Origin of the sequence: Micromonospora coxensis (assembly GCF_900090295.1) — a bacterium.
Classification (GTDB): Bacteria; Actinomycetota; Actinomycetes; order Mycobacteriales; family Micromonosporaceae; genus Micromonospora; species Micromonospora coxensis.
On record NZ_LT607753.1, the window covers coordinates 2,226,743 to 2,250,301 of the forward strand.

General features: G+C 74.5%; 18 protein-coding genes and 1 pseudogene. 5 read left to right on the plus strand and 14 right to left on the minus strand.

From position 1 onward, the window contains the following. Nucleotides 1-105 precede the first annotated feature (105 nt). From GA0070614_RS09920 to ettA, 3 genes are read right to left on the minus strand one after another with little or no spacing between them, the layout of a single operon-like run. Nucleotides 106-780, minus strand: coding sequence for a hypothetical protein (locus tag GA0070614_RS09920; protein WP_088979343.1), 675 nt, complete (start codon nucleotides 778-780; stop codon nucleotides 106-108). 14 nt (nucleotides 781-794) lie between these two features. Next, on the minus strand, nucleotides 795-1,241 hold the full coding sequence (locus GA0070614_RS09925; protein WP_088975683.1) for an acyl-CoA thioesterase: 447 nt from the start codon (nucleotides 1,239-1,241) through the stop codon (nucleotides 795-797). 13 nt (nucleotides 1,242-1,254) lie between these two features. Beyond that, the gene (gene ettA, locus GA0070614_RS09930; protein ID WP_088975684.1) at nucleotides 1,255-2,931 is read right to left on the minus strand and encodes an energy-dependent translational throttle protein EttA; all 1,677 of its coding nucleotides are present in this window, start codon (nucleotides 2,929-2,931) and stop codon (nucleotides 1,255-1,257) included. A 318-nt stretch (nucleotides 2,932-3,249) separates the two neighbouring features. Here ettA and GA0070614_RS09935 point away from each other — a divergent pair, with 318 nt between their 5' ends. Beyond that, on the plus strand, nucleotides 3,250-4,647 hold the full coding sequence (locus tag GA0070614_RS09935; RefSeq protein WP_088975685.1) for an alpha,alpha-trehalose-phosphate synthase (UDP-forming): 1,398 nt from the start codon (nucleotides 3,250-3,252) through the stop codon (nucleotides 4,645-4,647). 41 nt (nucleotides 4,648-4,688) lie between these two features. Next, a complete protein-coding gene (otsB, locus tag GA0070614_RS09940) occupies nucleotides 4,689-7,250 on the plus strand; it encodes a trehalose-phosphatase (protein WP_088979344.1) in 2,562 nt (853 codons plus the stop codon). Nucleotides 7,251-7,390: 140 nt separating this feature from the next. Here the strand turns inward: otsB and cobA are convergent, their stop codons facing one another. The 3 genes from cobA to cobC are packed head-to-tail and all read right to left on the minus strand — an operon-like array spanning nucleotide 7,391 to nucleotide 10,889. Continuing rightward, the gene (cobA, locus tag GA0070614_RS09945) at nucleotides 7,391-8,614 is read right to left on the minus strand and encodes a uroporphyrinogen-III C-methyltransferase (RefSeq protein ID WP_088975686.1); all 1,224 of its coding nucleotides are present in this window, start codon (nucleotides 8,612-8,614) and stop codon (nucleotides 7,391-7,393) included. Continuing rightward, nucleotides 8,611-9,681, minus strand: coding sequence for a nicotinate-nucleotide--dimethylbenzimidazole phosphoribosyltransferase (cobT, locus tag GA0070614_RS09950; RefSeq protein ID WP_088975687.1), 1,071 nt, complete (start codon nucleotides 9,679-9,681; stop codon nucleotides 8,611-8,613). The genes cobA and cobT overlap by 4 nt, the downstream gene beginning before the upstream one ends. Beyond that, the gene (gene cobC, locus GA0070614_RS09955) at nucleotides 9,681-10,889 is read right to left on the minus strand and encodes an Rv2231c family pyridoxal phosphate-dependent protein CobC (protein ID WP_088975688.1); all 1,209 of its coding nucleotides are present in this window, start codon (nucleotides 10,887-10,889) and stop codon (nucleotides 9,681-9,683) included. The genes cobT and cobC overlap by 1 nt, the downstream gene beginning before the upstream one ends. 133 nt (nucleotides 10,890-11,022) lie before the next feature. On the opposite strand from cobC, the gene GA0070614_RS09960 reads away from it, so the two are divergent. Continuing rightward, nucleotides 11,023-13,155: a transglycosylase domain-containing protein gene (locus GA0070614_RS09960; protein ID WP_088975689.1), complete on the plus strand. Its 2,133-nt coding sequence runs from the start codon at nucleotides 11,023-11,025 to the stop codon at nucleotides 13,153-13,155. 79 nt (nucleotides 13,156-13,234) lie between these two features. On the opposite strand, the gene GA0070614_RS09965 is transcribed toward GA0070614_RS09960, so the two are convergent. After that, the gene (locus GA0070614_RS09965) at nucleotides 13,235-13,792 is read right to left on the minus strand and encodes a GNAT family N-acetyltransferase (protein WP_231933600.1); all 558 of its coding nucleotides are present in this window, start codon (nucleotides 13,790-13,792) and stop codon (nucleotides 13,235-13,237) included. A gap of 8 nt (nucleotides 13,793-13,800) precedes the next feature. After that, nucleotides 13,801-15,177 (minus strand): cobyrinate a,c-diamide synthase, encoded by a 1,377-nt coding sequence (locus tag GA0070614_RS09970; RefSeq protein WP_088975691.1) that lies wholly within the window; start codon nucleotides 15,175-15,177, stop codon nucleotides 13,801-13,803. A gap of 166 nt (nucleotides 15,178-15,343) precedes the next feature. Between GA0070614_RS09970 and GA0070614_RS09975 the strand changes: the two genes are divergently transcribed. After that, nucleotides 15,344-16,168, plus strand: a complete 825-nt coding sequence (locus GA0070614_RS09975) for an SURF1 family cytochrome oxidase biogenesis protein (protein WP_172892401.1) — start codon at nucleotides 15,344-15,346, stop codon at nucleotides 16,166-16,168. 70 nt (nucleotides 16,169-16,238) lie between these two features. Here the strand turns inward: GA0070614_RS09975 and GA0070614_RS09980 are convergent, their stop codons facing one another. From GA0070614_RS09980 to GA0070614_RS09995, 4 genes and pseudogenes are all read right to left on the minus strand, one after another. Continuing rightward, nucleotides 16,239-17,831 (minus strand): ATP-dependent DNA ligase, encoded by a 1,593-nt coding sequence (locus GA0070614_RS09980; protein WP_172892402.1) that lies wholly within the window; start codon nucleotides 17,829-17,831, stop codon nucleotides 16,239-16,241. Nucleotides 17,832-17,937: 106 nt separating this feature from the next. After that, nucleotides 17,938-18,144, minus strand: a complete 207-nt coding sequence (locus GA0070614_RS09985; RefSeq protein WP_088975693.1) for a hypothetical protein — start codon at nucleotides 18,142-18,144, stop codon at nucleotides 17,938-17,940. A gap of 146 nt (nucleotides 18,145-18,290) precedes the next feature. Further along, entirely contained in the window at nucleotides 18,291-19,643 is a 1,353-nt protein-coding gene (locus GA0070614_RS09990) for a dipeptidase (protein ID WP_172892585.1), read from the minus strand. After that, nucleotides 19,636-20,481: pseudogene (locus GA0070614_RS09995) on the minus strand (uridine kinase family protein); the annotation flags it as partial. The pseudogene GA0070614_RS09995 and the gene GA0070614_RS09990, both read right to left, overlap by 8 nt. On the opposite strand from GA0070614_RS09995, the gene GA0070614_RS10000 reads away from it, so the two are divergent. After that, entirely contained in the window at nucleotides 20,449-20,850 is a 402-nt protein-coding gene (locus GA0070614_RS10000; RefSeq protein ID WP_088975695.1) for a rhodanese-like domain-containing protein, read from the plus strand. The pseudogene GA0070614_RS09995 and the gene GA0070614_RS10000 sit on opposite strands and share 33 nt — an antisense overlap. Before the next feature lie 23 nt (nucleotides 20,851-20,873). Here GA0070614_RS10000 and GA0070614_RS10005 read toward each other — a convergent pair whose 3' ends face one another. Both GA0070614_RS10005 and GA0070614_RS10010 read right to left on the minus strand, forming a co-directional pair. Then, entirely contained in the window at nucleotides 20,874-22,418 is a 1,545-nt protein-coding gene (locus GA0070614_RS10005; RefSeq protein ID WP_088975696.1) for a cobyric acid synthase, read from the minus strand. Continuing rightward, a complete protein-coding gene (locus GA0070614_RS10010; protein ID WP_088975697.1) occupies nucleotides 22,415-23,449 on the minus strand; it encodes a cobalamin biosynthesis protein in 1,035 nt (344 codons plus the stop codon). Before GA0070614_RS10010 ends, GA0070614_RS10005 begins: the two co-directional genes overlap by 4 nt. Nucleotides 23,450-23,559 lie beyond the last annotated feature (110 nt).

A 23,559-nucleotide genomic window follows, 5' to 3' on the forward strand; every position in this document is an offset into this window, starting at 1 on the left:
ATCCGGACGCCTACGGTGCGTTGGATCCGAGGATGGACGGTACCCGGACAGCCGGGCGGAAGCACCCCCCCAACGCCAGCCCCAGCCCAGAAGAATGAGCGCGGGTCATCCTTTCGGATGATCTCGGACGGGTCGAACGGCAAGATCGGAAACCTTCCGCAACCACGCCGCTCCGTACGGTCCGACCAGGCCGACCCATCGACCGACCACCCGGACCTGTACCTCGCCGGGGGCGTCGACCACCGGCCCGAGGAAGCCCATCCGGACCAGACCCTGGACCAGCCGCTGGCTCACCTCCACCGGCTCCGTCGGCGCGTCGTCCGGGGTCACCGTCACCGCGACGTGGTCGAGCAGCGCGTCGCGCAGCATCCGCTGCCCGACCGCGCGCCCGCCCACCCCGTGGGTGGCCGCGCTGCGCAGGGTGCCCGCCGCCGCCTCGGCGATCCGGCGCAGCTCACCGGCGGGCAGCAGCTCCACCTGCCGGCTGGCCGCCGGCGGCAGGGGCCAGCGCCACCGCTCGTCCCGGCGGGTCGGCAGCCCGCCGTCGGCGGACTCCAGCCGGGCCAGCAGGTCCGCGGCGGCGACCGTCACGTCGCCCGGCGCCCGGCCGGCCACCGTACGGGTCACCAGCACGTCCCAGGGCAGCCGGGCCCACAGGGCGGTACGCCCGGCCCCGTCGACCGGCCGGAGCCGGACCACGGTGGCCGGGTCGAAGCGGACCAGCCGGGCCAGGAAGGCCCCCGCGTCGGCGACGCCGTCCAGCCCGTGCCCCGGCGTCACGGCCGGCGCCCCGCTCACGCCGCCCCGCCGGAGGGGGCGTACGACAGCAGGAAGGTCCGCTCGTCGTCGGTGATCCGCCGGGGCCGCTTGGCGGTCAGGTCGAACGGCACCAGCACCGACCGGGCGGTGCTGGCGAGCACGTCACCGTCGTACAGCTCGTAGGCCACGGTGAACCGGGAGGCCCGGATCTCCTCCACCCACAGCTCGATGCGGACGCTCGGGGCCGCCTCCGCGGTGGCCCGGCCCAGCGCGTAGTCCACCGGGCGCAGGTAGTCGACCTCGTGCCGGCGGATGACCACTCCGTCGGAGAACGAGTCGACGCCCCACGCCCGGCCGCCGGCGAACATCATCGCGACCCGGGCCTCCTCGTAGAGGGTGAGGAAGCGGGCGTTGTTGACGTGGCCGTACGCGTCCAGGTCGGACCACCGCAGCGTGCAGTGGTAGACAAACCGGTCAGCCACAGCTCAGCACCGGTCAGTCACGGGTGAGCTTGCGGTAGGTCACCCGGTGCGGGCGGGCCGCCTCGGCGCCGAGCCGGTCGATCTTGTTCTTCTCGTACGCCTCGAAGTTGCCCTCGAACCAGAACCACTTGGCCGAGTTCTCGTCGTCGCCCTCCCAGGCCAGGATGTGCGTGGCGACCCGGTCCAGGAACATCCGGTCGTGGGAGATGACCACGGCGCAGCCGGGGAACTCCAGCAGCGCGTTCTCCAGGCTGGAGAGGGTCTCCACGTCCAGGTCGTTGGTCGGCTCGTCGAGCAGGATCACGTTGCCGCCGATCTTCAGGGTCAGCGCCAGGTTGAGCCGGTTGCGCTCGCCGCCGGAGAGCACCTTGGTCGGCTTCTGCTGGTCCGGCCCCTTGAAGCCGAAGGCGGCGATGTACGCCCGCGACGGCATCTCGACCTTGCCGACCATGAGATGGTCCAGCCCGTCGGAGACGACCTCCCAGACGGTCTTGTCCCCGTCGAGGCCCTGCCGGTTCTGGTCGACGTACGACAGCGAGACGGTGGGACCGACCTTGACCTCGCCACCGGTCGGCTGCTCCAGCCCGACGATGGTCTTGAACAGGGTGGTCTTGCCGACGCCGTTCGGGCCGATGATGCCGACGATGCCGTTGCGCGGCAGCGAGAAGGACAGGTCGTCGATCAGCAGGCGGTCGCCGAAGCCCTTGCTGAGGTGGTGCGCCTCGATGACCGTGCTGCCCAGGCGCGGGCCCGGCGGGATCTGGATCTCCTCGAAGTCCAGCTTGCGGGTCTTCTCCGCCTCGGCGGCCATCTCGTCGTACCGGTCGAGGCGGGCCTTGGACTTGGTCTGCCGCGCCTTGGCGTTGGAGCGCACCCACTCCAGTTCCTCGGAGAGGCGCTTCTTCATCTTGGCGTCGCGGCGACCCTCGACGGCCAGCCGGGCGGCCTTCTTCTCCAGGTAGGTGGAGTAGTTGCCCTCGTACGGGTAGGCGCGGCCCCGGTCCAGCTCCAGGATCCAGTTGGCCACGTTGTCGAGGAAGTACCGGTCGTGGGTGATGGCGACGACGGTGCCGGCGTACTTGGCCAGGTGCTGCTCCAGCCACTGCACGCTCTCCGCGTCCAGGTGGTTGGTGGGCTCGTCGAGCAGCAGCAGGTCGGGGGCTTCCAGCAGCAGCTTGCACAGCGCCACCCGGCGTCGCTCACCACCGGAGAGCTGGGTCACGTCGGCGTCCGGCGGCGGGCAGCGCAGCGCGTCCATGGCCAGTTCGAGCTTGGAGTCGATGTCCCAGGCGTCGGCGTGGTCCAGCTCCTCCTGGAGCCGGCCCATCTCCTCCATCAGCTCGTCGGAGTAGTCGGTCGCCATCTGCTCGGCGATCTTGTTGAACCGCTCCAGCTTGGCCTTGGTCTCGGCGACCGCCTCCTCGACGTTGCCGAGGACGGTCTTGGCGTCGTTGAGCGGGGGCTCCTGGGCGAGCATGCCGACGGTGAAGCCGGGCATGAGCCGGGCCTCGCCGTTGCTCGGCCGGTCCCACCCTGCCATGATCTTGAGGAGGCTGGACTTACCGGCGCCGTTCGGACCGACCACACCGATCTTGGCCCCCGGCAGGAAGTTCAGCGTCACGTTGTCGAGCACGACCTTGTCGCCGTGCGCCTTGCGCGCCTTTTCCAGGACGTAGATGAACTGGGCCACGGTGCGGGCTACCTCCGTCGGTTGCGATCGCGAGCTTGCGGGCGCGGGCGCGGGCGGTGACTCCGCCCGCCGCCGCCGGCCCGGGGCCGGCCGCGCGCACGCCGTCGTCAATCCTGACAGGTACGCTCCGCTGCGCCCACATCACCCCGCCCGGCGTCGCGTCACGTGCCACCGCCGCCCGCGGGTGTCGTCAAGATCACGAACCGGGTTGAGCGGTCGTGGGACGGGTAGGTGACTCCGGCACGGGGCACCAGACGCCGCAGCTACGCTCAGTACGCTCATCGCGGTGGACCCGTCAGCACCCGGAGGTGGCCGATCGTGACCGTCCGTAGCTCCTTTGTCGTAGTGGCGAACCGACTGCCGGTCGACGAGGTGAGCACACCTGAGGGACGGCAGTGGCGACGCAGCCCGGGCGGGCTGGTCACCGCGCTGCATCCCGTCCTCGCCGAGCACCGGGGCACCTGGGTGGGCTGGGCCGGCGGCACGGGCGCCGCCCCGGAGCCGTTCGACCTGGAGGGCATCCGCCTGCACCCGGTGCCGCTGAGCGCCGAGGAGCTGGAGCGCTACTACGAGGGCCAGTCCAACGCCACCATCTGGCCGCTCTACCACGACGCGGTCGAGACGCCCGCCTACAAGCGCCGCTGGCGCGAGGCGTACCGGCTGGTCAACGCCCGGTTCGCGGAGGCCGCGGCGGAGGTCGCGGCCGAGGGCGCGACGGTCTGGGTGCAGGACTACCAGCTCCAGCTGGTCCCGGCGATGCTGCGCGAGCTGCGTCCCGACCTGAAGATCGGCTTCTTCCTGCACATCCCGTTCCCGCCGATCGAGCTGTTCATGCAGATGCCGTTCCGCACCGAGATCCTGCGCGGCCTGCTCGGCGCGGACCTGGTCGGCTTCCAGCAGCGGCTGGCGGCGCAGAACTTCGTCCGGCTGGCCCGGCACCTGCTCGGCCTGCGCTACGAGGGGCAGATGATCCAGGTGGACGGCCGGCAGGTGAAGGCCGGCGCGTTCCCGATCTCGATCGACACCCGGGAGATGGAGCGGCTGGCCGAGGACGCGGCGATCCAGGCCCGGGCGAAGCAGATCCGCGAGGAGCTGGGCAACCCGAAGACGATCATCCTGGGCGTCGACCGGCTGGACTACACCAAGGGCATCGAGCTCCGGCTCAAGGCCTTCCGCGAACTTCTCGCTGACGGAAAGTTGACAGTTCCGGATGCGGTTATGGTGCAGGTCGCCACCCCCAGCCGTGAGCGCGTGGAGCACTACCAGGCACTTCGCGTCAAGGTGGAACGCGAGGTTGGTCGGATTAACGGCGAATTCGGACGGGTCGGCGTGCCGGCGGTGCATTATCTGCATCAGTCGTACAGTCGCTCCGAACTGGCCGCGATGTACGTCGCGGCCGACGTGATGATGGTGACCCCGCTGCGAGACGGAATGAATCTGGTGGCCAAGGAGTACGTGGCATCGCGCGCCGACCAGGGCGGCGCGCTCGTGCTCAGTGAGTTCGCCGGCGCCGCCACCGAGCTGCGTCAGGCGTTCCTGTGCAACCCGCACGACCCGGACGCCGTCAAGGACGCTCTCCTGCGGGCGGTACACGTGGAGAAGCCGGAGGCCCGTCGACGCATGCGGATCATGCAACGTCATCTGCGCACCCACGACGTGGGGCACTGGGCGAAATCGTTCCTCACCGAGCTCGGGACCGGGGTGGAGGCCGCGTGAACGCCCCCACCACCGACATCGTGACCCCGCCCGCGGGGACGATGGACCCCGAGCTGCGCGCGGCCATCGGGCGGATCGCCCGGGTGCCGCAGCTCCTGGTCGCCTGCGACTACGACGGCACGCTCGCCCCGATCGTCGAGGACCCGAGCAAGGCCGTGCCGCTGCCGGAGTCGGTGGCCGCGGTCCGCGCGCTGGCCGCGCTGCCGCAGACCACCGTCGCGGTGGTCTCCGGTCGCGCGCTGCGCGACCTGGCGGCGCTGTCCCGGCTGCCCAGCGAGGTCCACCTGGTCGGCAGCCACGGCTCCGAGTTCGACATCGGGTTCGTGGAGCGACTCTCCCCCGAGCTGGTCGCCGTGCGCACCCGGCTGCGCGACGCGCTGCGCGAGATCGCCACCGCCCACCCGGGCGTACGGCTGGAGCGCAAGCCGGCCAGCGTCGCGGTGCACACCCGCGGGGTCGACCCGCAGGTCGCCGCCGCCGCCATCGAGGCGGTCCGCAGTGGCCCCGCCACCTGGGAGGACGTCACCGTCACCCAGGGCAAGGAGGTCATCGAACTGTCGGTGGTCGCCACCCACAAGGGCACCGCCGTCGACCAGCTGCGCACCCAGCTCTCGGCCAGCGCGGTGCTCTTCATCGGCGACGACGTCACCGACGAGAACGCCTTCGGCAACCTGCACGGCCCGGACGTCGGCATCAAGATCGGCCCCGGCGACACCCAGGCCCACTACCGGGTCGCCGAGCCGATCGAGGCCGCCCGCGCGCTCGGGCTGCTGCTGGAGACCCGCCGGCACTGGCTCTTCGGCGAGCGGGCCGTCCCGATCGAGCGGCACTCGATGCTGGCCAACGGCCGGACCGTCGCGCTGCTCACCCCCGAGGCCAAGGTCAGCTGGCTCTGCCACCCCAAGCCCGACTCGGCGGCGATCTTCGCCGACCTGGTCGGCGGCAGCCCGGCCGGCCACTTCACCGTCGGCCCGGAGCGCGGCGGCATCCCGCTGGGGCAGCGCTACCGCAACGGCACGATGACCGTGGAGACCCGCTGGTCCGGCCTGACCGTCACCGACTGGCTCGACCTGCCCGCCCGGGAGACCACCCCGGACGGCCCGGCGATCATCACCGGCGACTCGACCCTGGTACGGGTGCTCACCGGCTCCGGCAAGGCCCGGATCGAGTTCGCCCCGCGGCCCGAGTTCGGCCAGGTCGCCACGCAGCTCCAGCCGATGGACGACGGCCTGCTGGTGCTCGGCTCCAACGAGCCGGCCGCGCTCTACGCCCCCGGCGTGGAGTGGGAGATCAGCAACGACGGCGGCTACGAGACCGCCAAGGCGGTGGTGGACCTGCGCGCGGCCGGCGGGCAGGTCGTGCTGGAGCTGCGCTTCGGCACGCACAGCCTGGAGCACCACACCGACTCGATCCACGACCGGCAGGCCGCCGCCGAGCAGCCCTGGAAGGACTGGGTGGCCTCGCTGCGGCTGCCGACCACCGCCCGGGACCTGGTCGCCCGCAGCGCGCTCACGCTGCGCGGGCTCTGTCACGAGGCGACCGGCTCGATCCTGGCGGCGGCGACCACCTCGCTGCCGGAGGAGCTGGGCGGCGTCCGGAACTGGGACTACCGGTACTGCTGGCTGCGCGACGCGGCGATGACCGCGCGGGCGCTGGTCGACCTCGGCTCGATCGAAGAGGCCGAGGCGCTGCTGCGCTGGGTGGACGGCTGCATCGAGCGCACCGGCGGGCACCCGGAACGGCTGCACCCGCTCTACACCGTGGACGGCTACGAGCTGGGCGCCGAGGCGGTCATCGACACCCTGCCCGGGTACGCCGGCTCCCGGCCGGTCCGGGTCGGCAACCTCGCCAACCACCAGCTCCAGCTCGACGTCTTCGGCCCGATCGCCGACCTGATCGCCGCCGTGGCCGACGCCCGGGGCTCGGTCCGCGAGGACGAGTGGCGGGTGCTGGAGAACATGGTCGAGGCGGTGCGCCGCCGCTGGCACGAGCCCGACCACGGCATCTGGGAGGCCCGCCTGCCTCCCCGGCACCACATCTTCTCCAAGGTGATGTGCTGGATGACCGTGGACCGGGCGCTGCACGTGATGCGTCAGCACGGCGGCGAGGACCGGCCCGAGTGGGTCGAGCTGCGCGACCGGATCGGCGCGAACGTGCTGGAGAACGGCTGGCACGAGGAGGTCGAGGCGTACAGCGTCGCGTACGGCGACGAGGACATGGACGCCTCCTCGCTCTGGATCGGCCTGTCCGGGCTGCTCCCGGGCGACGACCCGCGCTTCCTCTCCACGGTGCTGCGGATCGAGGCGGACCTGCGCAGCGGCCCGGTCGTCTACCGGTACCACTGGGACGACGGCCTGCCCGGCCGGGAGGGCGGCTTCCACATCTGCACGGCGTGGCTGATCGAGGCGTACCTGCGCACCGGTCGCCGCACCGACGCCGAGGAGCTGTTCGCCCAGATGGTCGACACCGCCGGCCCCACCGGCCTGCTCCCCGAGCAGTACGACCCGCTCGCCGAGCGCGGGCTGGGCAACCACCCGCAGGCGTACAGCCACCTCGGCCTGATCCGCTGCGCCCTGCTCCTGGACAACATGCTCAAGCAGTGAGCCGACCGACGACGGCGGCCCCGGACCTCCCGGTCCGGGGCCGCCGTCGCACCCGGGTAGATCCACTCCGTTTGCGGCGTGTCGCGGTGACCTGACGCGCGGAGACCGCGGCCCGCCGCAAACGGCGGAGGGTGGACGGGTCAGGTGTCGAGCGCCCCCACGACGGAGCCGATCACCACGATGGCGGGTGGACGCAGACCGGCGGCGGCCACGTCCGCCGCCACCGTGCCGAGCGTCGAGCGCAGGGTCCGCTGGGCGCCGGTGGTGCCCTCCTGGATCACCGCGACCGGGGTGGCCGGGTCCTTGCCGTGCCCGGTCAGGGTGTCGGCGATGGCGGCGAGGTTCTTCAGCCCCATCAGCACCACCAGGGTGCCGCGCAGGCCGGCGAGGGCCGGCCACCGCACCAGCGAGGCCGGCGAGTCCGGCGCGACGTGCCCGGAGACGACGGTGAACTCGTGCGCCACCGCGCGGTGGGTGACCGGGACACCGGCCACCGCCGGCACGGCGATCGCGCTGGTCACCCCCGGGACGACGGTCACCGGCACCCCCGCCTCGGCGCAGGCGAGCAGTTCCTCGCCGCCGCGGCCGAAGACGTACGGGTCGCCGCCCTTGAGGCGTACCACGAAGTTGCCGGCCAGCGCCCGCTCGACCAGGATCCGGTTGATCTCCTCCTGGGCCCGGGACGGCCCGTACGGGATCTTGGAGGCGTCGACCAGCTCCACGTCGGGGCGCAGCTCGTCCAGGAGCAGCCCGGGGACGAGGCGGTCGGCGACCACCACGTCCGCCTCGGTGAGCAACCGCCAGCCCTTGACGGTGATCAGCTCCGGGTCGCCCGGGCCGGCACCGACCAGCGCCACCCGACCGGGGGCGGCCCCGGTGGGCGCCTGCGGGGCCGTCGCGGCGAGACCGGTGCGGACGTTGAGCAGGTCGCGTACCGCGTCGCGCACGCTCATCGCCCGGCGCGGGTCCCCGCCGCCGAGCACCGCGACGGTGACCGGGCCGTGCCGGGTGACCGCCGGGGTCCAGGCGGTGGCGGCGGCGCGGTCGTCGGCCCGGACGCAGAAGATCTTCCGCTCGGCGGCGGCGGCGCTGACCGACGCGGCGGCGAGCGGGTCGTCGACGGCTACCTGCACCAGCCAGGCCCCGTCGAGGTCGTCCGGGACGAACCGGCGCCGCGCCCAGTGCACCCGCCCGGCGTCGACGTGCCCGTGCAGGGCGGGGGTCAGCTCCGGGGCGACGAGGAAGACGTCCGCGCCCGCGTCGAGCAGCGCCGGCACCCGGCGGGTGGCGACCGCTCCCCCGCCCACCACGACCACCCGCCGGCCGGCCAACCGCAGGCCGAGGGGGTAGGGATTGACCGTCACTTCTCCGAGACCCCCGCCGAGTCGAAGGTGGCGACCTCGTGCAGCACCCGCACCGCGCCGGTGACCACCGGCAGCGCCAGCAGCGCCCCGGTCCCCTCGCCCAGGCGCAGCCCGAGGTCGATCAGCGGGTCCAGCCCGAGGTGCCGCAGCGCGACGGTGGCGCCCGGCTCGGCCGAGCGGTGCCCGGCGACCATCGCGCCGACCGCGTCCGGCGCCAGGGCCGCCGCGACGAGCGCGGCGCTCGCCGCGATCACCCCGTCCAGCAGCACCGGCACGCGGCGCGCGGCGGCGCCGAGGACCAGGCCGGCCAGCGCCGCGTGCTCCAGGCCGCCGACGGCGGCCAGCACGCCCAGCGGGTCGGCCGGGTCGGGCTCGTGGCGGCGCAGCGCGGCCCGCACCACGCCGACCTTGCGCCGGTACGTCTCGTCGTCCACCCCGGTGCCGCGTCCGGTCGCCTCGGCCGGGTCGACCCCGGTGAGGGCGGCGATCAACGCGGCCGACGGGGTGGTGTTGGCGATGCCCATGTCGCCGGTGAGCAGGATCCCCGCCCCGGCGTCGACCAGCTCACCGGCGATGCGGATGCCGGTCTCGACCGCCGCGCGGGCCTCGTCGCGGGTGAGGGCGGCGGTGACGGTCATGTCCCGGGTGCCCCGGCGGACGTTGGCCTCGACCAGCCGGGGACCGTCCCGCTCGGCGTCGGGGTCGACCGGGAGCGCGGTGGCGACGCCGACGTCGACCACGGTGACCGACGCGCCGGCCTGCCGGGCGAACGCGTTGACCACCGCGCCACCGGCCAGGAAGTTGCCGATCATCTGGGCGGTGACCTCCTGCGGCCAGGGGGTCACCCCCTGGGCGTGCACGCCGTGGTCCCCGGCGAAGATCGCCACCGCGGCCGGCTCGGGCAGCGGCGGCGGGCAGGTCCCGGCCAGCCCGGCCAGGCGTACGGAGAGCTCCTCCAGGGCGCCGAGGGAGCCGGCGGGCTTGGTCAGCCGCCCCTGGAGGTCCCGGGCGGCGGCCATCGCCGGTTCGTCGGGCGGTCGGATCGCCGCGATGGTGGTCTCCAGCATCATGCCTCCAGGATCTCGGCCAGTACCTCGGTGAACGCGTCGGAGGTGGCCGGGTCGCGCACGGCCACCCGCAGCCAGTCCGGGCCCAGGCCGGGGAAGGTGTCCCCGCGCCGGACCGCCCAGCCGCGCTCGCGCAGCGTCTCGCGCACCCGGTCCGCGCCGGCCAGGTGGATCAGAACGAAGGCGCTGGCCGGGCGGCCCGCCACGCGTACCCCGGGCAGGGCCGACAGGCGGGCGACCAGGTGGTCGCGGTCGGCGGCGAGCCGGGCGGCGATCGCGCGCTCGGCGGCGACGGCGGCCGGCGCGGCGATGGCCGTGGCGGCGGCGAGCGCCGGAGTGGAGACCGCCCAGAGCGGCTGGCCGGCGGCGAACCGCGCCAGCAGGGCGGGCTCACCGAGCAGGTAGCCGATCCGCAGGCCGGCCAGGCCCCAGGTCTTGGTGAGGCTGCGGACCACGACCAGGCCGGGCAGGTCGCGCCGGCCGGCGAGGGACTCCGGCTCGCCCTCGACGCCCGGGGCGAGCGTGGTGTCGGCGAACGCCTCGTCCACCACGAGCACCCGGCCGGGCCGGGCCAGCGCGGCCAGGTCGGCGGCGGGGTGCAGCACCGAGGTGGGGTTGGTCGGGTTGCCGATCATGACGAGGTCGGCGTCGTCGGGCACCCGCGCGGGGTCGAGGCGGAAGCCGTCGGCCGGGTCGAGCAGCACCCGCTCGACGGAGTGCCCGGCGGCCCGCAGCGCGGCCTCCGGCTCGGTGAACTGCGGGTGCACCACCACCGGGCGGCGTACCCCGGCCAGGGCGCGGGCGATCAGCACGAAGCCCTCGGCGGCGCCGGCGGTGAGCAGCACCTCCTCCGGGGGGCGGCCGTGCCGGGCCGCCACGGCCGCCCGGGCGGGGCGCGGGTCCGGGTACGCGGTCAGGTCGGCCAGCGAGGCGGTGAGCGGGTCGGCCAGCCAGTCCGGCATCTCGTCGCGGCGGACGTTGACGGCCAGGTCGACCAGGCCGGGGGTCGCCTCGGCGTCCCCGTGGTGGCCGAGGTCCGGTTCGTCCCCGGGCGTCCGGTCCGGCCCGACAGCGGCCGGTGCGGCGGACGGCTCGTCCGGCCCGACGGCGGCCCGTGCGGCGGACGGCTCGTCCGGCCCGACGGTGGCCGGGCCGGGGGCCGGCGCTCCTCCGGCGGCCGGCGCCGCCCCGATCAGTTGCCCACGCATGTCCGCGATCCTGCCGGGAAGCCGCCGTACGGGACAGCGGATCCCGGCGTGGGACGCGTCACCACCGCCGAACCCTCCGGCCCGTTTATGAATTCTTCTCATTTCCGAATCGGAAATGTCATAACTTGACCCCGTGAGCAACCGACCCCTTGCTGCCGCTGGTCGTTCCGTTCCGCTCCTGCGTGCCGGCCTGATCGCCGGCCTCGTCGTGGCCGCCCTCGCCTACCCGCTGGCCGCCGTCACCGGCATCGGCGCGAAGGCCACCGCGCACGCCATGGAACAGAAGACGGACATCCTGCGCACCGCGATGCCGGCCGAGACGTCGTACCTCTACGCCCCCGACGGCAAGACGATCCTGACCATGTTCTACGAGGAGTACCGGCAGTACACGAAGCTGTCGGACATGTCGCCGCACATCCAGCAGGCGATCGTCGCCGCCGAGGACAACCGCTTCTACCAGCACCACGGCGTCGACCCGAAGGGCGTCGCCCGCGCCTTCGTGGCCAACGCCCGCTCCAGCGGCGTCTCCCAGGGCGCCTCCACGCTGACCATGCAGTACGTGCGGATGGCGCTGCGCGACAGCGCCAAAACCCCGAAGGAGGTCCAGGAGGCCACCCAGCAGACCAGCCTGCGCAAGGTCAAGGAGATGCGGATGGCACTGGACATCGAGAAGGAGCTCACCAAGGAACAGATCATGGAGCGCTACCTCAACTCGGCGTACTTCGGGCACCGGGCGTACGGCATCTACGCCGCCGCGCAGATCTTCTTCTCCAAGACCCCGGCCACCCTCACCCCGGTCGAGGCGGCCACCCTCGCCGGCCTGGTCAAGTCCCCCTCCGCGTACGACCCGATCAGCTCCGACCAGAAGGAGGCCACCGGACGGCGCAACTACGTGCTCGACCGGATGGCCCAGCTCGGCTACCTGTCCCCGGACGCCGCCGCGGCGGCCCGCGCCGAACCGATCCGTACCCGGGTGACCACCCCGGCCAACGACTGCGCCTCGATCGACAAGCGCTACCAGAGCTGGGGCTTCGCCTGCGACTACGTGAAGAACTGGTGGAGCGCGCAACCCGCCTTCGGCGAGAACCGGCTGGAGCGGATGGACAAGCTGCGCCGGGGCGGCTACCGCATCGTGCTCAGCCTCGACCCGAAGGTCCAGGCGGCGGCCGAGAAGAACGTCGGCGCCAAGGAGAACACCGGCAGCCCCTTCGCCAACGGCATCGTGGTCGCCGAACCGGGCACCGGCCGGGTCAAGGCGATGGCCGTCAACCGCAACTACTCGCTGGACCTCAGCGAGAACGGGCCCAGCTCCAACCCGGAGGCCAGCCCCAACATCAAGGCCAACTACCCGAACACGGTGGCGCCCCTGCTCGGCGGCGGCAGCCTCCCCGGCTACCAGGCCGGATCCACGTTCAAGATGTTCCCGATGCTGGCCGCGCTCGACGCCGGGATGCCGCTGTCCACCGCGTTCGACTCGCCCCACCGGTACACCTCGCAGGTGTACGACGGCTGGTCGCCGTCCAACGCCAGCGGGGCGATGAGCGGACGGCAGACCATGTGGTCCGGCTTCGGCAAGTCGGTGAACACCTACTTCGTCTGGCTGGAGGAGCAGGTCGGCGCGGACCGGGCGGTGCACATGGCCGAGCAGCTCGGGCTGCGCTGGCGTACCGACGTGGACCGGGAGCACGCCTCCCCGGCCAAGGCCAAGAAGTGGGGCGCGTTCACCCTGGGCGTCTCCGACGCCACCCCACTGGAGATGGCCAACGCCTACGCCGCGGTCGCCGCCGACGGGCGCTACTGCGAGGCCATCCCGGTCAACTCGATCACCAACCGGGACGGCACGCCGGCCACGTACCGGACCGCGAGCGGCATCGAGCGGGAGGTGGCCAAGCCCCGCTGCCGGCAGGTGGTCAGCGCCGACGCGGCCCGCGCCGCCACCGACGCCGCCCGCTGCCCCACCGGCGACACCCCGGCCAAGGGCAGCTGCGGCGGCTGGTCGACGGCGGACAGCGTCCGGGGCACGGTGGGCCGTCCGGTGGCCGGCAAGACCGGCACCACGGACAGCACCCGGTCGGCCTGGTTCGTCGGCTACACCCCGGAACTCGCGGCGGCCAGCTTCATCTCCGACCCGGACAACCCGTTCAACGCGGTCGGCGACGGGCAGTCCCAGATCCCCATCCAGGCGGTGGCCAACACGCTCAAGGAGGCGTTGAAGGGCAAGCCCGTCCGCCAGTTCACCCCGCCGTCGGACGCGATCGTCGGCTGACCGCCGGCCCGCGCCCGGGTGGTCACGGACTCTGCGTCAGGAACGGTGCGGTTCCTGACGCAGAACCCTGTCCGGTCGATCAGCGGAGATCGGCGGTGACCAGGGACCACATCTCCAGGTCGACCCGGGCGCCCCGGACGAAGCCGGCGTTGCGCAGCAGGCCCTCGTAGCTGAAGCCGGCCTTCTCGGCCACCCGGCGCGACGCGGTGTTCCCCGGCGCGACCCGCAGCTCCACCCGCTGGAAGCCGTGCTCCAGGATCAGCGCGATGGCCAGCGCGTCCACCGCCTCGGCGGCCAGGCCGTAGCCGCGCGCGTGCGGGGCGATCGCGTACGACACCTCGGTGAGCCGGGCGCCCCAGTCGGTACGCCGGGTCCAGAGACAGCCGACCACCCGGTCGTCCTCCCGGCGCAGCACCGCGTAGTGGTCGCCGTCACCGCTGTCCCGACGCTGCCGGGCCAGGTCGGTGCACCAGGCCAGCCCCTCGATCTGCCCGGCCGACTCGGCCAGCGGCAGCCAGCGCTGGGTCTGCCGGTCGGCGAAGACCTCGTCCACCGCCTTCGCGTCCGCGGCCCGCAGCGGGCGCACCTCCGTACGCGGGGTGGAGACCGTCAGCTCCGGGAAGCGGCGGACCGCCACCTGCCCGATCACACCGGCGCCCCGACGCCCTCGGCCACCCCGGCGGCGGCCACCAGCCGGGTCGCGATCGCCGGATCCGCCGCCCAGTGCAGGCCGAGCTGCGACGCGTGCACGCCCCGCCAGACGAAACCCTCGGGGCTGCCGCCCTCCCAGCTCCACGCCGGGTGCTCGCCCGCCCGGGGACTGAGCACCGCGGCGTGCTGCTTGTAGCCGACCACGCTCGCCCCGGCATCGGCGACCACGCTGGCCGTCCGGGCCGTCGCCTCCCGGTAGCCGACGACCATGCCGTCCCGGCTCGTCCCGACCGCGTCCAGCACCCCGCACATCGGCGCGCCGTCCAGCTCACGGGCCAGCCAGAGCAGCCCGGCCCCCTCGGCGAGCAGCGGACGGCCGGTGCGGGCCAGCTCGGCCACCGCGATGCAGAGCCGGCGGTTGGCGGAGAGTTCCCGGGCGTACGACTCGGGCAGGCCGGCGCCGACGACCAGCGCGCGGGTGCCGGCGGGCAGGGCCTCGTCGCGCAGCGGGTCGACGGCGACCACCTCGGCCCCGGCGGCGTGCAGCAGCTCGGCCGTCTCGGCGTAGCTGTAGCTGCCGCCCGGCCCACCGGCCAGCGCCACCAGCGGTGGCCGCGCACCCCCCGGCTCCGCCGGCGCGACGGCCGGCGACCAGGGCTGCACCGGCAGGGCCGGGGCGGAACGGGCCAGCGCGAGCAGCCGGTCCAGCTCGACCGTGCCGGCCACCGCCTCACCGAGCCGGCGCACCGCCCGGGTCGCCTCCGCGTCGCCGCGCAGGACCGGCAGCACCCCGTGCCGCCGCGCGGGCAGCACCGGGGGCAGCTCGTGGCGGCGCAGGACCCCGTAGACGGGGACGTCGATGTCGTCGAGCGCCTCGCGCAGCATCGTCTCGTGCCGGGGGGAGGCGACCTGGGTGAGGATCACGCCGCCGAGCCAGAGCTGCTCGTCGTACGACCGGAAGCCGTGCACCAGGGCGGCCACCGACTGCCCCATCGCGGTCACGTCCACCACCAGCACCACCGGGCTGCGCAGCGCGGTGGCGACGGCGGCCGTCGACTCCGCCTCGGGACGGCCGGAGACCGAGTCGTAGAGACCCATGGTGCCCTGGACCACCGCCAGCCCGGCGCCCGCGGCGCCGTGCGCGAAGAGCGGACCGATCCGGTCGGCCCCGACCAGCCGGGCGTCCAGGTTCCGCCCCGGCCGGCCGGCCGCCAGGCCGAGGTACGCGGCGTCCACGAGGTCCGGCCCGACCTTGAAGCCGGCGACCTGGACGCCACGGTCGGCGAGAGCGGCGAGCAGGCCGATGGCCAGGGCGTTCGTGCCGTGTCCGGAGGACGGCGCGCTGAGCACGAGGCGCGGCACCGCGGTCATCATCGACTCCTCGCAGGAGGCAGGGGGTGGCGCACGGACGGCCGGGAGGAACTCGGACGGCGATCCGCTCGCGTGACCATACCCGTCCGGACCGACGCGTGGCGGCATCCGGGCGGCCCGGGTACGGGCCGTCGCGGTCAGTGGCCCCGGTCATACGGGTAGCCTCGTGCCTGTGTACCGGTTCCTGCTGACCCCCCGCTGGCTGGGCATCCTCGCGCTGACCCTGGTCGCCGCCGCGGTGATGGTCCTGCTCGGCAACTGGCAGCTGGCCCGTTACGAGGAGCGCACCGCGGTCAACGAGCGCATCGACGCGGGCAGTGGGGGAACCCCGGCGCCGCTGCGTGACCGGGTGCCGGCGCCCACCGGCGGCGCGGGCACGGCCGGGCCCGCCCCGGCCGAGGAGGCCGAGTGGAGCCGGGTCACCGCCACCGGCCGGTACGACCCGTCGAACGTGATCCTGGTCCGGGGCCGGACGGTCGACCGCACGGTCGGCTTCGAGGTGCTCGCCCCGCTGGTGCTCGCCGACGGCAGCGCCCTGCTGGTGGACCGGGGCTGGATCCCGCCCGCCCCGGGCGGCGGCGCGCTGACCGTGCCAGAGGTGCCCGCCCTGCCCACCGGTGAGGTGACGGTCGTCGGCCGGGTGCACCCCACGGAGACCGGCGGCAGCGGCGTGGGCCGCCGCGACGGCCGGCTGGAGACCCGCCGGGTCACCCTCGACAAGCTGGCCCGCGAGCTGCCGTACCCGGTACACGGGGCGTACCTGCTGCTCGACGAGCAGACGCCGGCGAACGACCCGGCCTTCCGGGCGGTGCCGATCGGGCACGCCAACAACTGGCAGAACCTCGGCTACGTCGTCCAGTGGTGGATCTTCGCGGCGATGACGCTGGTCGGCTACGGCTGGGTGGCGCGCCGGGAGGCCCGTCGGGCGGCCGGGTTGGACAAGCCCAGGCCGCCGGTCGACCGGGCCGCCGAACCGGTCACCCCCGCCTGACGTAACACCCCGCCCGGGTGGCGGGCCGGCGTCGCGCCGGCCCGGTCGCGGCGGATGGTCCGGCTCGCCCTCAGCCGCCAACCCGACCGGCGTGGATCGCCCGGACCATGTCGATGGTGTCCGCCTCGGCGGCGGTCTTGTCCTCCCGGTAGCGCACCACCCGGGCGAAGCGCAGCGCCATCCCGCCCGGGTACCGGGAGCTGGTCTGCACCCCGTCGAAGGCGATCTCGACGACCTGCTCGGGACGGACCCGCACCACCCAGTCGCCGCGCTCCACGGCGAGGCCGAGGAATCGTTCGGTCTGCCACCGCAGCAGCTCGTCGGTGAGCCCCTTGAACGTCTTGCCGAGCATGACGAAGTCCCCCGTACGGGGATCACGCGCGCCGAGGTGGAGGTTGGACAGCCAGCCCTGCCGGCGGCCGCTGCCCCACTCGACCGCCAGCACCACCAGGTCGAGGGTGTGCCGGGGCTTGACCTTGACCCAGGCCGCGCCGCGCCGGCCGGCGTCGTAGGGCGCCTCCGGCGCCTTCACCACGACCCCCTCCTGACCGGCGTCGAGCGCCGCGGCGAAGGCCGCGCCCGCCTGCTCGGCGTCGTCGACCTCGACCCGCCCGACCAGCAGGGACTCGTCGACCGCGCCGGCCAGGGCGGCCCACCGCTCCCGGCCGGGCCGGTCGATCAGGTCCTCGCCGTCGAGGTGCAGCAGGTCGAAGAAGTACGGCGTCAGCACCGTCTCGCCGGTGGTCTCGGCGGCGGCGAGCACCGCCGGGGCGACCGGGCTGGCGCCGCTGGTGCTGGGCGTGGCCCGGCGGGCGGCCCGGCTGGAGGTCTGCTGGAACGGCAGCGGCCGGCCGGTCGCGTCCAGCCCGATCGCCTCACCGTCGAGCACGAGTTCACGGGCCGGCAGCGCGCGGACGGCGGCGACCACCTCCGGCACCCGGGTGGTGATCTCGTCCAGGCTGCGGGTGTACACCGCGATGTCGTCGCCCGAGCGGTGCACCTGGATGCGGATGCCGTCCAGCTTGACGTCCACCACCGCCGGGACGCCGGTGGCGTCGAGCGCCGCGTCGACCGTGGGGGCGCTCTGCGCCAGCATCGGGGCGAGCGGACGGCCCACCCGCAGCCCGAACCCGGCCAGCGCGGCGGCGCCCCCGCCGAGTGCGGCCGTCGCGACGGCGCGCAGGTCACCGGCGAGCAGCAGGGCCCGGCGTACGGCGGCGACCGGCACCTCCGCGGCCCGGGCGATCGCCTCGGCGAGCAGCCCGGCCTGCGCCCCCTGGCGCAGCTCACCGCTGAACAGCCCGACCAGCAGCCGCTGCTCGTCGGCGGTGGCGGCGGTGAAGAGCGCGCCGAGCAGCTCCCGACGCCGGGCCTGCGATCCCGGCCCGCGCACCGCCGCGATCCGGTCGATCGCCGCGTCGACCTCGCCGACGGTCAGGGTCGGCTCGGCGGCCGGGGGCGGCAGGTCGCGCAGGCTGGCCCAGCCGACCCCGGTCTGCCGTTGGCGCAGCTCACCGGCGAGGTAGCCGGAGCCGGCCGGCACCTCGGCCGGGTCGAGCGAGCGCAGGGCCGCGGCGAGCAGCTCCACCTTGGCCCGCCGGCCGCTGGTGGCGCCGACGGCTGCGGAGGTGGCTGCCAGGTCGAGGAACCGCACGGACCTCATCCTGCCAGCCACCCCCGACACCACCCGGGTATTGCCGTACCCGGGCCATCCGGCGGGCCGTGCCCGGGGACGCGGCCCGGCCCCGGTTCGACCGATCAGGGCGGGGTCAGGCGGAGACAGGTTCCTCGATCCGCAGGCCGCGGGCGCGGACCTCGTCGGCGACCCGGGAGAGCACGCCGTCGAGGGCGACCAGCGCCGCGGAGAGCTCGCCGAGCTGTTCCTTGAGCGTGTCCTCGGGCCACGCGGAGACGTCGACGTCCCCCAGAGCACTCACGGCGGCTTCGAGCCGCGCCATCACGTCGTTCGTACGCATGTTCGAGAGGCTATAACAGCCGCGCGCCCGACACACCGCAAACTCCGACATCGACCCCGAAGTTACGGTTCCGCGACCTTTCCTCCCCCCGAACGGGTTCGGCCGCCCCGCAGTCGGGACGGCCGAACCTCGCGGGCGGTGACGGACTAGCCGGCCCGGTGTCCCGCCTCGGCGACCCGCGCCAGCAGCAACGCCTCGGCCAGGCACACCCGGGCGAACTCGCCGAGGTGCAGGCTCTCGTTCGGGCCGTGCGCCCGGGCGTGCGGGTCCTCCACGCCGGTGACCAGGATCGCCGCCTGCGGGAACATCTCCTGGAAGGTGGCGATGAACGGAATCGAGCCGCCCACGCCGATGTCCACCGGGTCGGTGCCGTCCCAGGCGGTACGGAAGGCCGAGCGGGCGGCGTCGAACATCGGCCCGGTCGCGTCGATGACGCACGGGTTCCCGTCGTGCTCGAAACTCACCGTGACCCGGGCACCCCACGGGGCGTGCTTCTCCAGGTGCGCGCGGAGCGCGTCGTACGCCCGCTCGGGGTCGTCGCCCGGCGCCAGCCGTACGCTCAGCTTCGCCTTGGCCGACGGGACCAGCGCGTTGGGCGCCTCGCCGGTGGCCGGGGCGTCGACGCCGAGCACCGCCAGGGCCGGCTTGGTCCAGAGCCGGTCGGTGATCCGTCCGGTGCCGATGAGCGACGCCCCCTCGACCAGTCCGGCCTCGGCGCGGAACCGGTCCTCCGGGTAGTCGACGGTGGCGCCCTCCCGGCCGATCAGCCCCTCGACGGCGACGTCACCGGCGTCGTCGTGCAGCGTCGACAGCAGCCGGACCAGGGCGGTCAGCGCGTCCGGCACCGCGCCGCCGAACATCCCGCTGTGCACGGCGTGGTCCAGGGTGCGGACCTCGACGAAGCAGTTGACGATGCCGCGCAGCGAGGTGGTCAGCGCGGGCACGCCGACGTCCCAGTTGGTGGAGTCGGCGATCACGATGACGTCGGAGGCGATCTCCTCGCGGTGCTCGGCGAGCAACCGCTCCAGGGAGTCGGAGCCGTACTCCTCCTCGCCCTCGATGAACAGGACCACACCGACCGGGAGTTGGTCGCCGAAGGCGCGCAGCGCGGCCACGTGCGCCATGATGCCGGCCTTGTCGTCGGCGGCGCCCCGGCCGTAGAGCCGGCCGTCGCGCTCCACCGGCTCGAACGGGTCGGACTCCCACAGCGACAGGTCCCCGACCGGCTGCACGTCGTGGTGCGCGTACATCAGGACGGTCGGCGCGCCGGGCGGGGCCGGCTTCGTCCCGATCACGGCGGGCTGGCCGCCGGAGCGCACGATCCTCGTGTCCAGGCCGCACCCGCGCAGCAGCTCGGCGACCGCCTCGGCGGACCGCTCCACGTGCGAGTGGTCGAAGCCCTCGAAGGCGATGCCGGGGATGCGGACGAGGCGTTCCAGGTCGGCGCGGACTCCGGGCAGCTCCCGCTCGACGGCGGCCCGGATCTCGGACTCGGACATGATCGGAGTGGTCATGACCGGCATCGTATGCCGGCCTTACCGGGTCGTACCGTCCGAGCCCGCGTCCGGGCCGGTCAACCGCACGTAGTAGCGGCGGTCGTCGTGCGGCAGCGAGGGCGCGCCGTCGACCACCAGGTCGACGTGCGCGGCGGTGGCGTCGGCGGCGAAGTGCGCGCGCTCGCCGGCGTGCCAGCGGCGCAGCTCGGGCAGGATCTCGGCCCCGTCCCGGGCCACCGCGCGGGTCGACCGCAGGCCGGCGGGCGCGGTGACGAAGACGGCGAGGCTCAGCTCCGGCCGGATCGCCGCCCGCGCCGCGCTCACCCCCTCCACCAGCAGCACCGGCGCGACCGGCACCGGCACCGCCCGGGGCAGGAAGGCCCGCCGCACCCAGCTGTACCGGTGGTACGCGCCGGGCCGGCCGGCCCGCAGCGGCGCCAGCACGCCGTCGACCAGCCGGGGCCAGAAGGTGAGCTGGTCGTCCCAGCCGTCGAGCAGGTCGTCGGTGTGCACCACCGGTGGGCGCGCGCCGCCCGGCAGGTCGGCGAGGGCGTCCGCGAGGCGCGCGGCGAAGACGCTCTTGCCCGCGCCGCTCGGCCCGTCGACGGCCACCAGTCGGGTACGCCCGAGCCGCGCCGGCCGGGCCAGCACCCGCCGCGCCAGCGTCGCGTACGCCTCGACCACCGCCACCGTCACGGACGTGACGCTAGTGGGTGTCCCCCGTGAGTTGGGTTCCGCCGCTGGTGGCGACGTTCGCCGGTGGGCCGGTGCCGGCGACCGGCATGATCTGGACGTGCTCAATGACGTGATGAGTCCGGGCGTGGACGCCCTGCTGGAACAGGCTCGTGCCGGGCTGCGCCGGCTGAGCCCGCTGGAGACCGTCGAGGCGGTACGGGCGGGCGCGTTGCTGGTCGACACCCGCACCGAGGCACAGCGCCGCGAGCAGGGCGAACTGCCCGGCGCGATCGTCATCGAGCGGACCGTGCTGGAGTGGCGGCTCGACCCGGCCAGCGAGTGGCGCATCCCCGAGGCGACCGGCTACGACCGGGAGATCGTCGTGGTGTGCCGACACGGGTACAGCTCCAGCCTGGCCGCCGCGAGCCTGCAGGCGCTGGGGTTGCGCAACGCTACGGACATGATCGGTGGGGTGGAGGGCTGGCGGGAGGCGGGACTGCCGCTCAACGACGGCCCCGCCGACGTCCGCCCCTGACCGACGGGCGGCCAGCGGCCGGCTCAGGCGGCCGGTGGGGCGCCGGGTGGGATGAACGGCAGGTCGGCCGGCGGCCCCGACTCGATCAGCCGCCACAGGGCGTCGGTGTCCAGGTGCTCCTCGACCAGGTCGCCGAGCAGGTCCAATGAGCGTTCCCGGGCGGCGGCGAAGGCGGTGTCCGGGGCGACCCGGAACCCGTGCCGCCCCGCCGTGCGGGCCACCTCGGTGAGGAAGTGCCGGCGGAACTCGTCGGACTCGAACGCCCCGTGCCAGTGGGTGCCGTACACGGCGCCGAGCCGGGCGCCCTCGCCGCCGCCGTCGGCGTACCTGAGCAGCGGGGTCAGGGTCGGGTCGGCGGCGGAGACGTGCCCGTGGTGGATCTCGTAGCCGCGGACCGGGACGACGTCGGCGGCGGTGCCGACGGCCTGCCGGACGGTCTTGCGCGGGTCGAAGGTGATCTCCACGGGGAGCAGGCCGAGGCCGGGGACGCTGCCCCGGCGGCTCTCCACCGGGTCGTGGATGGCCCGGGCGAGCATCTGGAAGCCGCCGCAGATGCCGAGCAGCGGCCTACCGGCCGCCGCGTGCGCGGTGACGGCGTCGGCCAGCCCGGTCTCCCGCAGCCAGGCCAGGTCGGCGACGGTGGACTTGGATCCGGGCAGGACGACCAGGTCGGCGGCGGCCAGTTCGGCGGGCTCGACGGTCAGCCGGACCCGGACGCCGGGCTCGGTGGCGAGCGCCTCGACGTCGGTGGCGTTGCTGATCCGGGGCAGCCGGACGACGGCGACGTCCAGCCAGTCGGTGCCGTGCGGGGCGGCGGGCCGGCCGAGCACCCGCCCGTACGCCAGCGAGTCCTCGGCGTCGAGCCAGAGGTCGAGGTGCCAGGGCAGCACCCCGTACGTGGGCCGCCCGGTCACCCGGTGCAGCATGTCCAGCCCCGGCTGGAGCAGACCGAGGTCGCCCCGGAACTTGTTGATCACGAAGCCGGCGATCAGCGCCTGGTCGGCCGGGTCGAGCAGGGCCACCGTGCCGAACATCGAGGCGAACACCCCGCCCCGGTCGATGTCGCCGACCACGATCGTGGGCAGGCCGGCGTGCCGGGCCAACCCCATGTTGACGTAGTCACCGGCGCGCAGGTTGATCTCGGCCGGGCTGCCCGCGCCCTCGCAGATCACCACGTCGTACGCGGCGCGCAGGTCGGCCAGCGCCGCGTACGCGGTCTCGGCGAGTCGGGGGCGCAGTTGGCGGAAGTTGCCGGCGGTGACGGTGTCGACGGCCTCGCCGAGGAGCACCACCTGGCTGGCCAGGTCGCTGCCCGGCTTGAGCAGCACCGGGTTGAACCGCAGGTCCGGGGTGAGGCCGCAGGCCGCCGCCTGCATCGCCTGGGCCCGGCCGATCTCGCCGCCCCGACCGTCCGGGCCGACCACCACGGCGGAGTTGTTCGACATGTTCTGCGCCTTGAACGGCGCGACCTTGACCCCGCGCCGGTACAGCCAGCGACAGATGCCGGCGGTGAGCACGCTCTTGCCGGCGTCGGAGGTGGTGCCCGCGACCAGCAGACCGCCGCTCACCGGCCCCTCCCCCGCCGCGCACCGACGGCCGTGGCGACGGTGGCGGCCAGGGCGGCCGATCCGCGCCGGCCCACGGCGCCCACCAGCCTGCCCCCGGTGAGCGGCCAGGCCGCCGCGATGCCGAGCGCGGCGAGGCCGACCGCGCCGGAGATCCGGGCGGCCCGCTTGAGGTGCCGCGCCTCGGGGCGGGGCCCGTCGCCGAGGTACGGGCGCACCTCGGAGCGGCCGAAGTAGACGTTGCGTCCGCCGAGCCGGACGCCGAGGGCGCCGGCCATGGCCGCCTCGCACTGACCGGCGTTCGGGCTGGGGTGGTCGTCGCGGTCCCGTCGCCAGACACGCCAGGCCCGGCCCCGGTCGCCGTGGGCCACCGGGGCGACGGCGATGGTGAGCAGGCCGGTCAGTCGGGCGGGCGCCAGGTTGAGCAGGTCGTCGAGGCGGGCCGACGGGGTGCCGAAGCGGGCGTACCGGGGGGACCGGTGGCCGACCATGGCGTCGAGGGTGTTGGCCGCCCGGTAGCCGAGCAGGCCGGGCAGGCCGGCGACCGCTCCCCAGAGCAGGGGCGCGACCACGGCGTCGGAGGTGTTCTCGGCGACCGACTCGACGGTGGCCCGGGCCAGTTCGGGCTCGTCGAGGGCGGACGGGTCCCGGCCGCAGAGGTTGCCCAGCCGGCCGCGGGCCGCGGGCAGGTCGCCGCCGCGCAGGGCGGCCCCCATCAGCTCGGCCTCGCGGCGCAGGGTGCGCCCGCCGAGCACCGTCCAGGTGCCGGCCGCGACCAGCAGGGCGCGGGCCAGCGGACGGCGTCGGGTGGCCACGGTGGCCGCCGCGCCGAGCAGGACCGGGGCGCCCACCGCGAGTGCGGTGAAGACCGCCCCGGCGGCACGGTCGGGGCGATGGATGCGCCGCTCCAGCGCACCGGCGGCCCGGCCGAACCCGGCCACCGGGTGCCAGCGGGCGGGGTCGCCGAGCAGGCTGTCCAGGGCGTACCCCGCCAGCAGTCCGGTCGCGTTCGCCACGGCGGTCGCCTGACGCACCTGTCACCACCTCCGGCCGGCCAGCCTAGCCGTACGCGGGGTGGCCACGTCGCCGTCGCCACCCCGCCCTCCGTCCCGCGTCGTCCGACCCGGATCGCCCGTGCCACGAC

What these genes read in the sequence shown, in the direction of transcription:
- otsB (WP_088979344.1), top strand. Translation starts at nt 4,689, where the DNA reads ATGGACCCCGAGCTGCGCGCGGCCATCGGGCGGATCGCCCGGGTGCCG.
- cobT (WP_088975687.1), bottom strand. Translation starts at nt 9,681, where the DNA reads ATGCTGGAGACCACCATCGCGGCGATCCGACCGCCCGACGAACCGGCG.
- cobC (WP_088975688.1), bottom strand. Translation starts at nt 10,889, where the DNA reads ATGCGTGGGCAACTGATCGGGGCGGCGCCGGCCGCCGGAGGAGCGCCG.
- GA0070614_RS09970 (WP_088975691.1), bottom strand. Translation starts at nt 15,177, where the DNA reads ATGACCGCGGTGCCGCGCCTCGTGCTCAGCGCGCCGTCCTCCGGACAC.
- GA0070614_RS09980 (WP_172892402.1), bottom strand. Translation starts at nt 17,831, where the DNA reads ATGAGGTCCGTGCGGTTCCTCGACCTGGCAGCCACCTCCGCAGCCGTC.
- GA0070614_RS09985 (WP_088975693.1), bottom strand. Translation starts at nt 18,144, where the DNA reads ATGCGTACGAACGACGTGATGGCGCGGCTCGAAGCCGCCGTGAGTGCT.
- GA0070614_RS09990 (WP_172892585.1), bottom strand. Translation starts at nt 19,643, where the DNA reads ATGTCCGAGTCCGAGATCCGGGCCGCCGTCGAGCGGGAGCTGCCCGGA.
- GA0070614_RS10000 (WP_088975695.1), top strand. Translation starts at nt 20,449, where the DNA reads ATGAGTCCGGGCGTGGACGCCCTGCTGGAACAGGCTCGTGCCGGGCTG.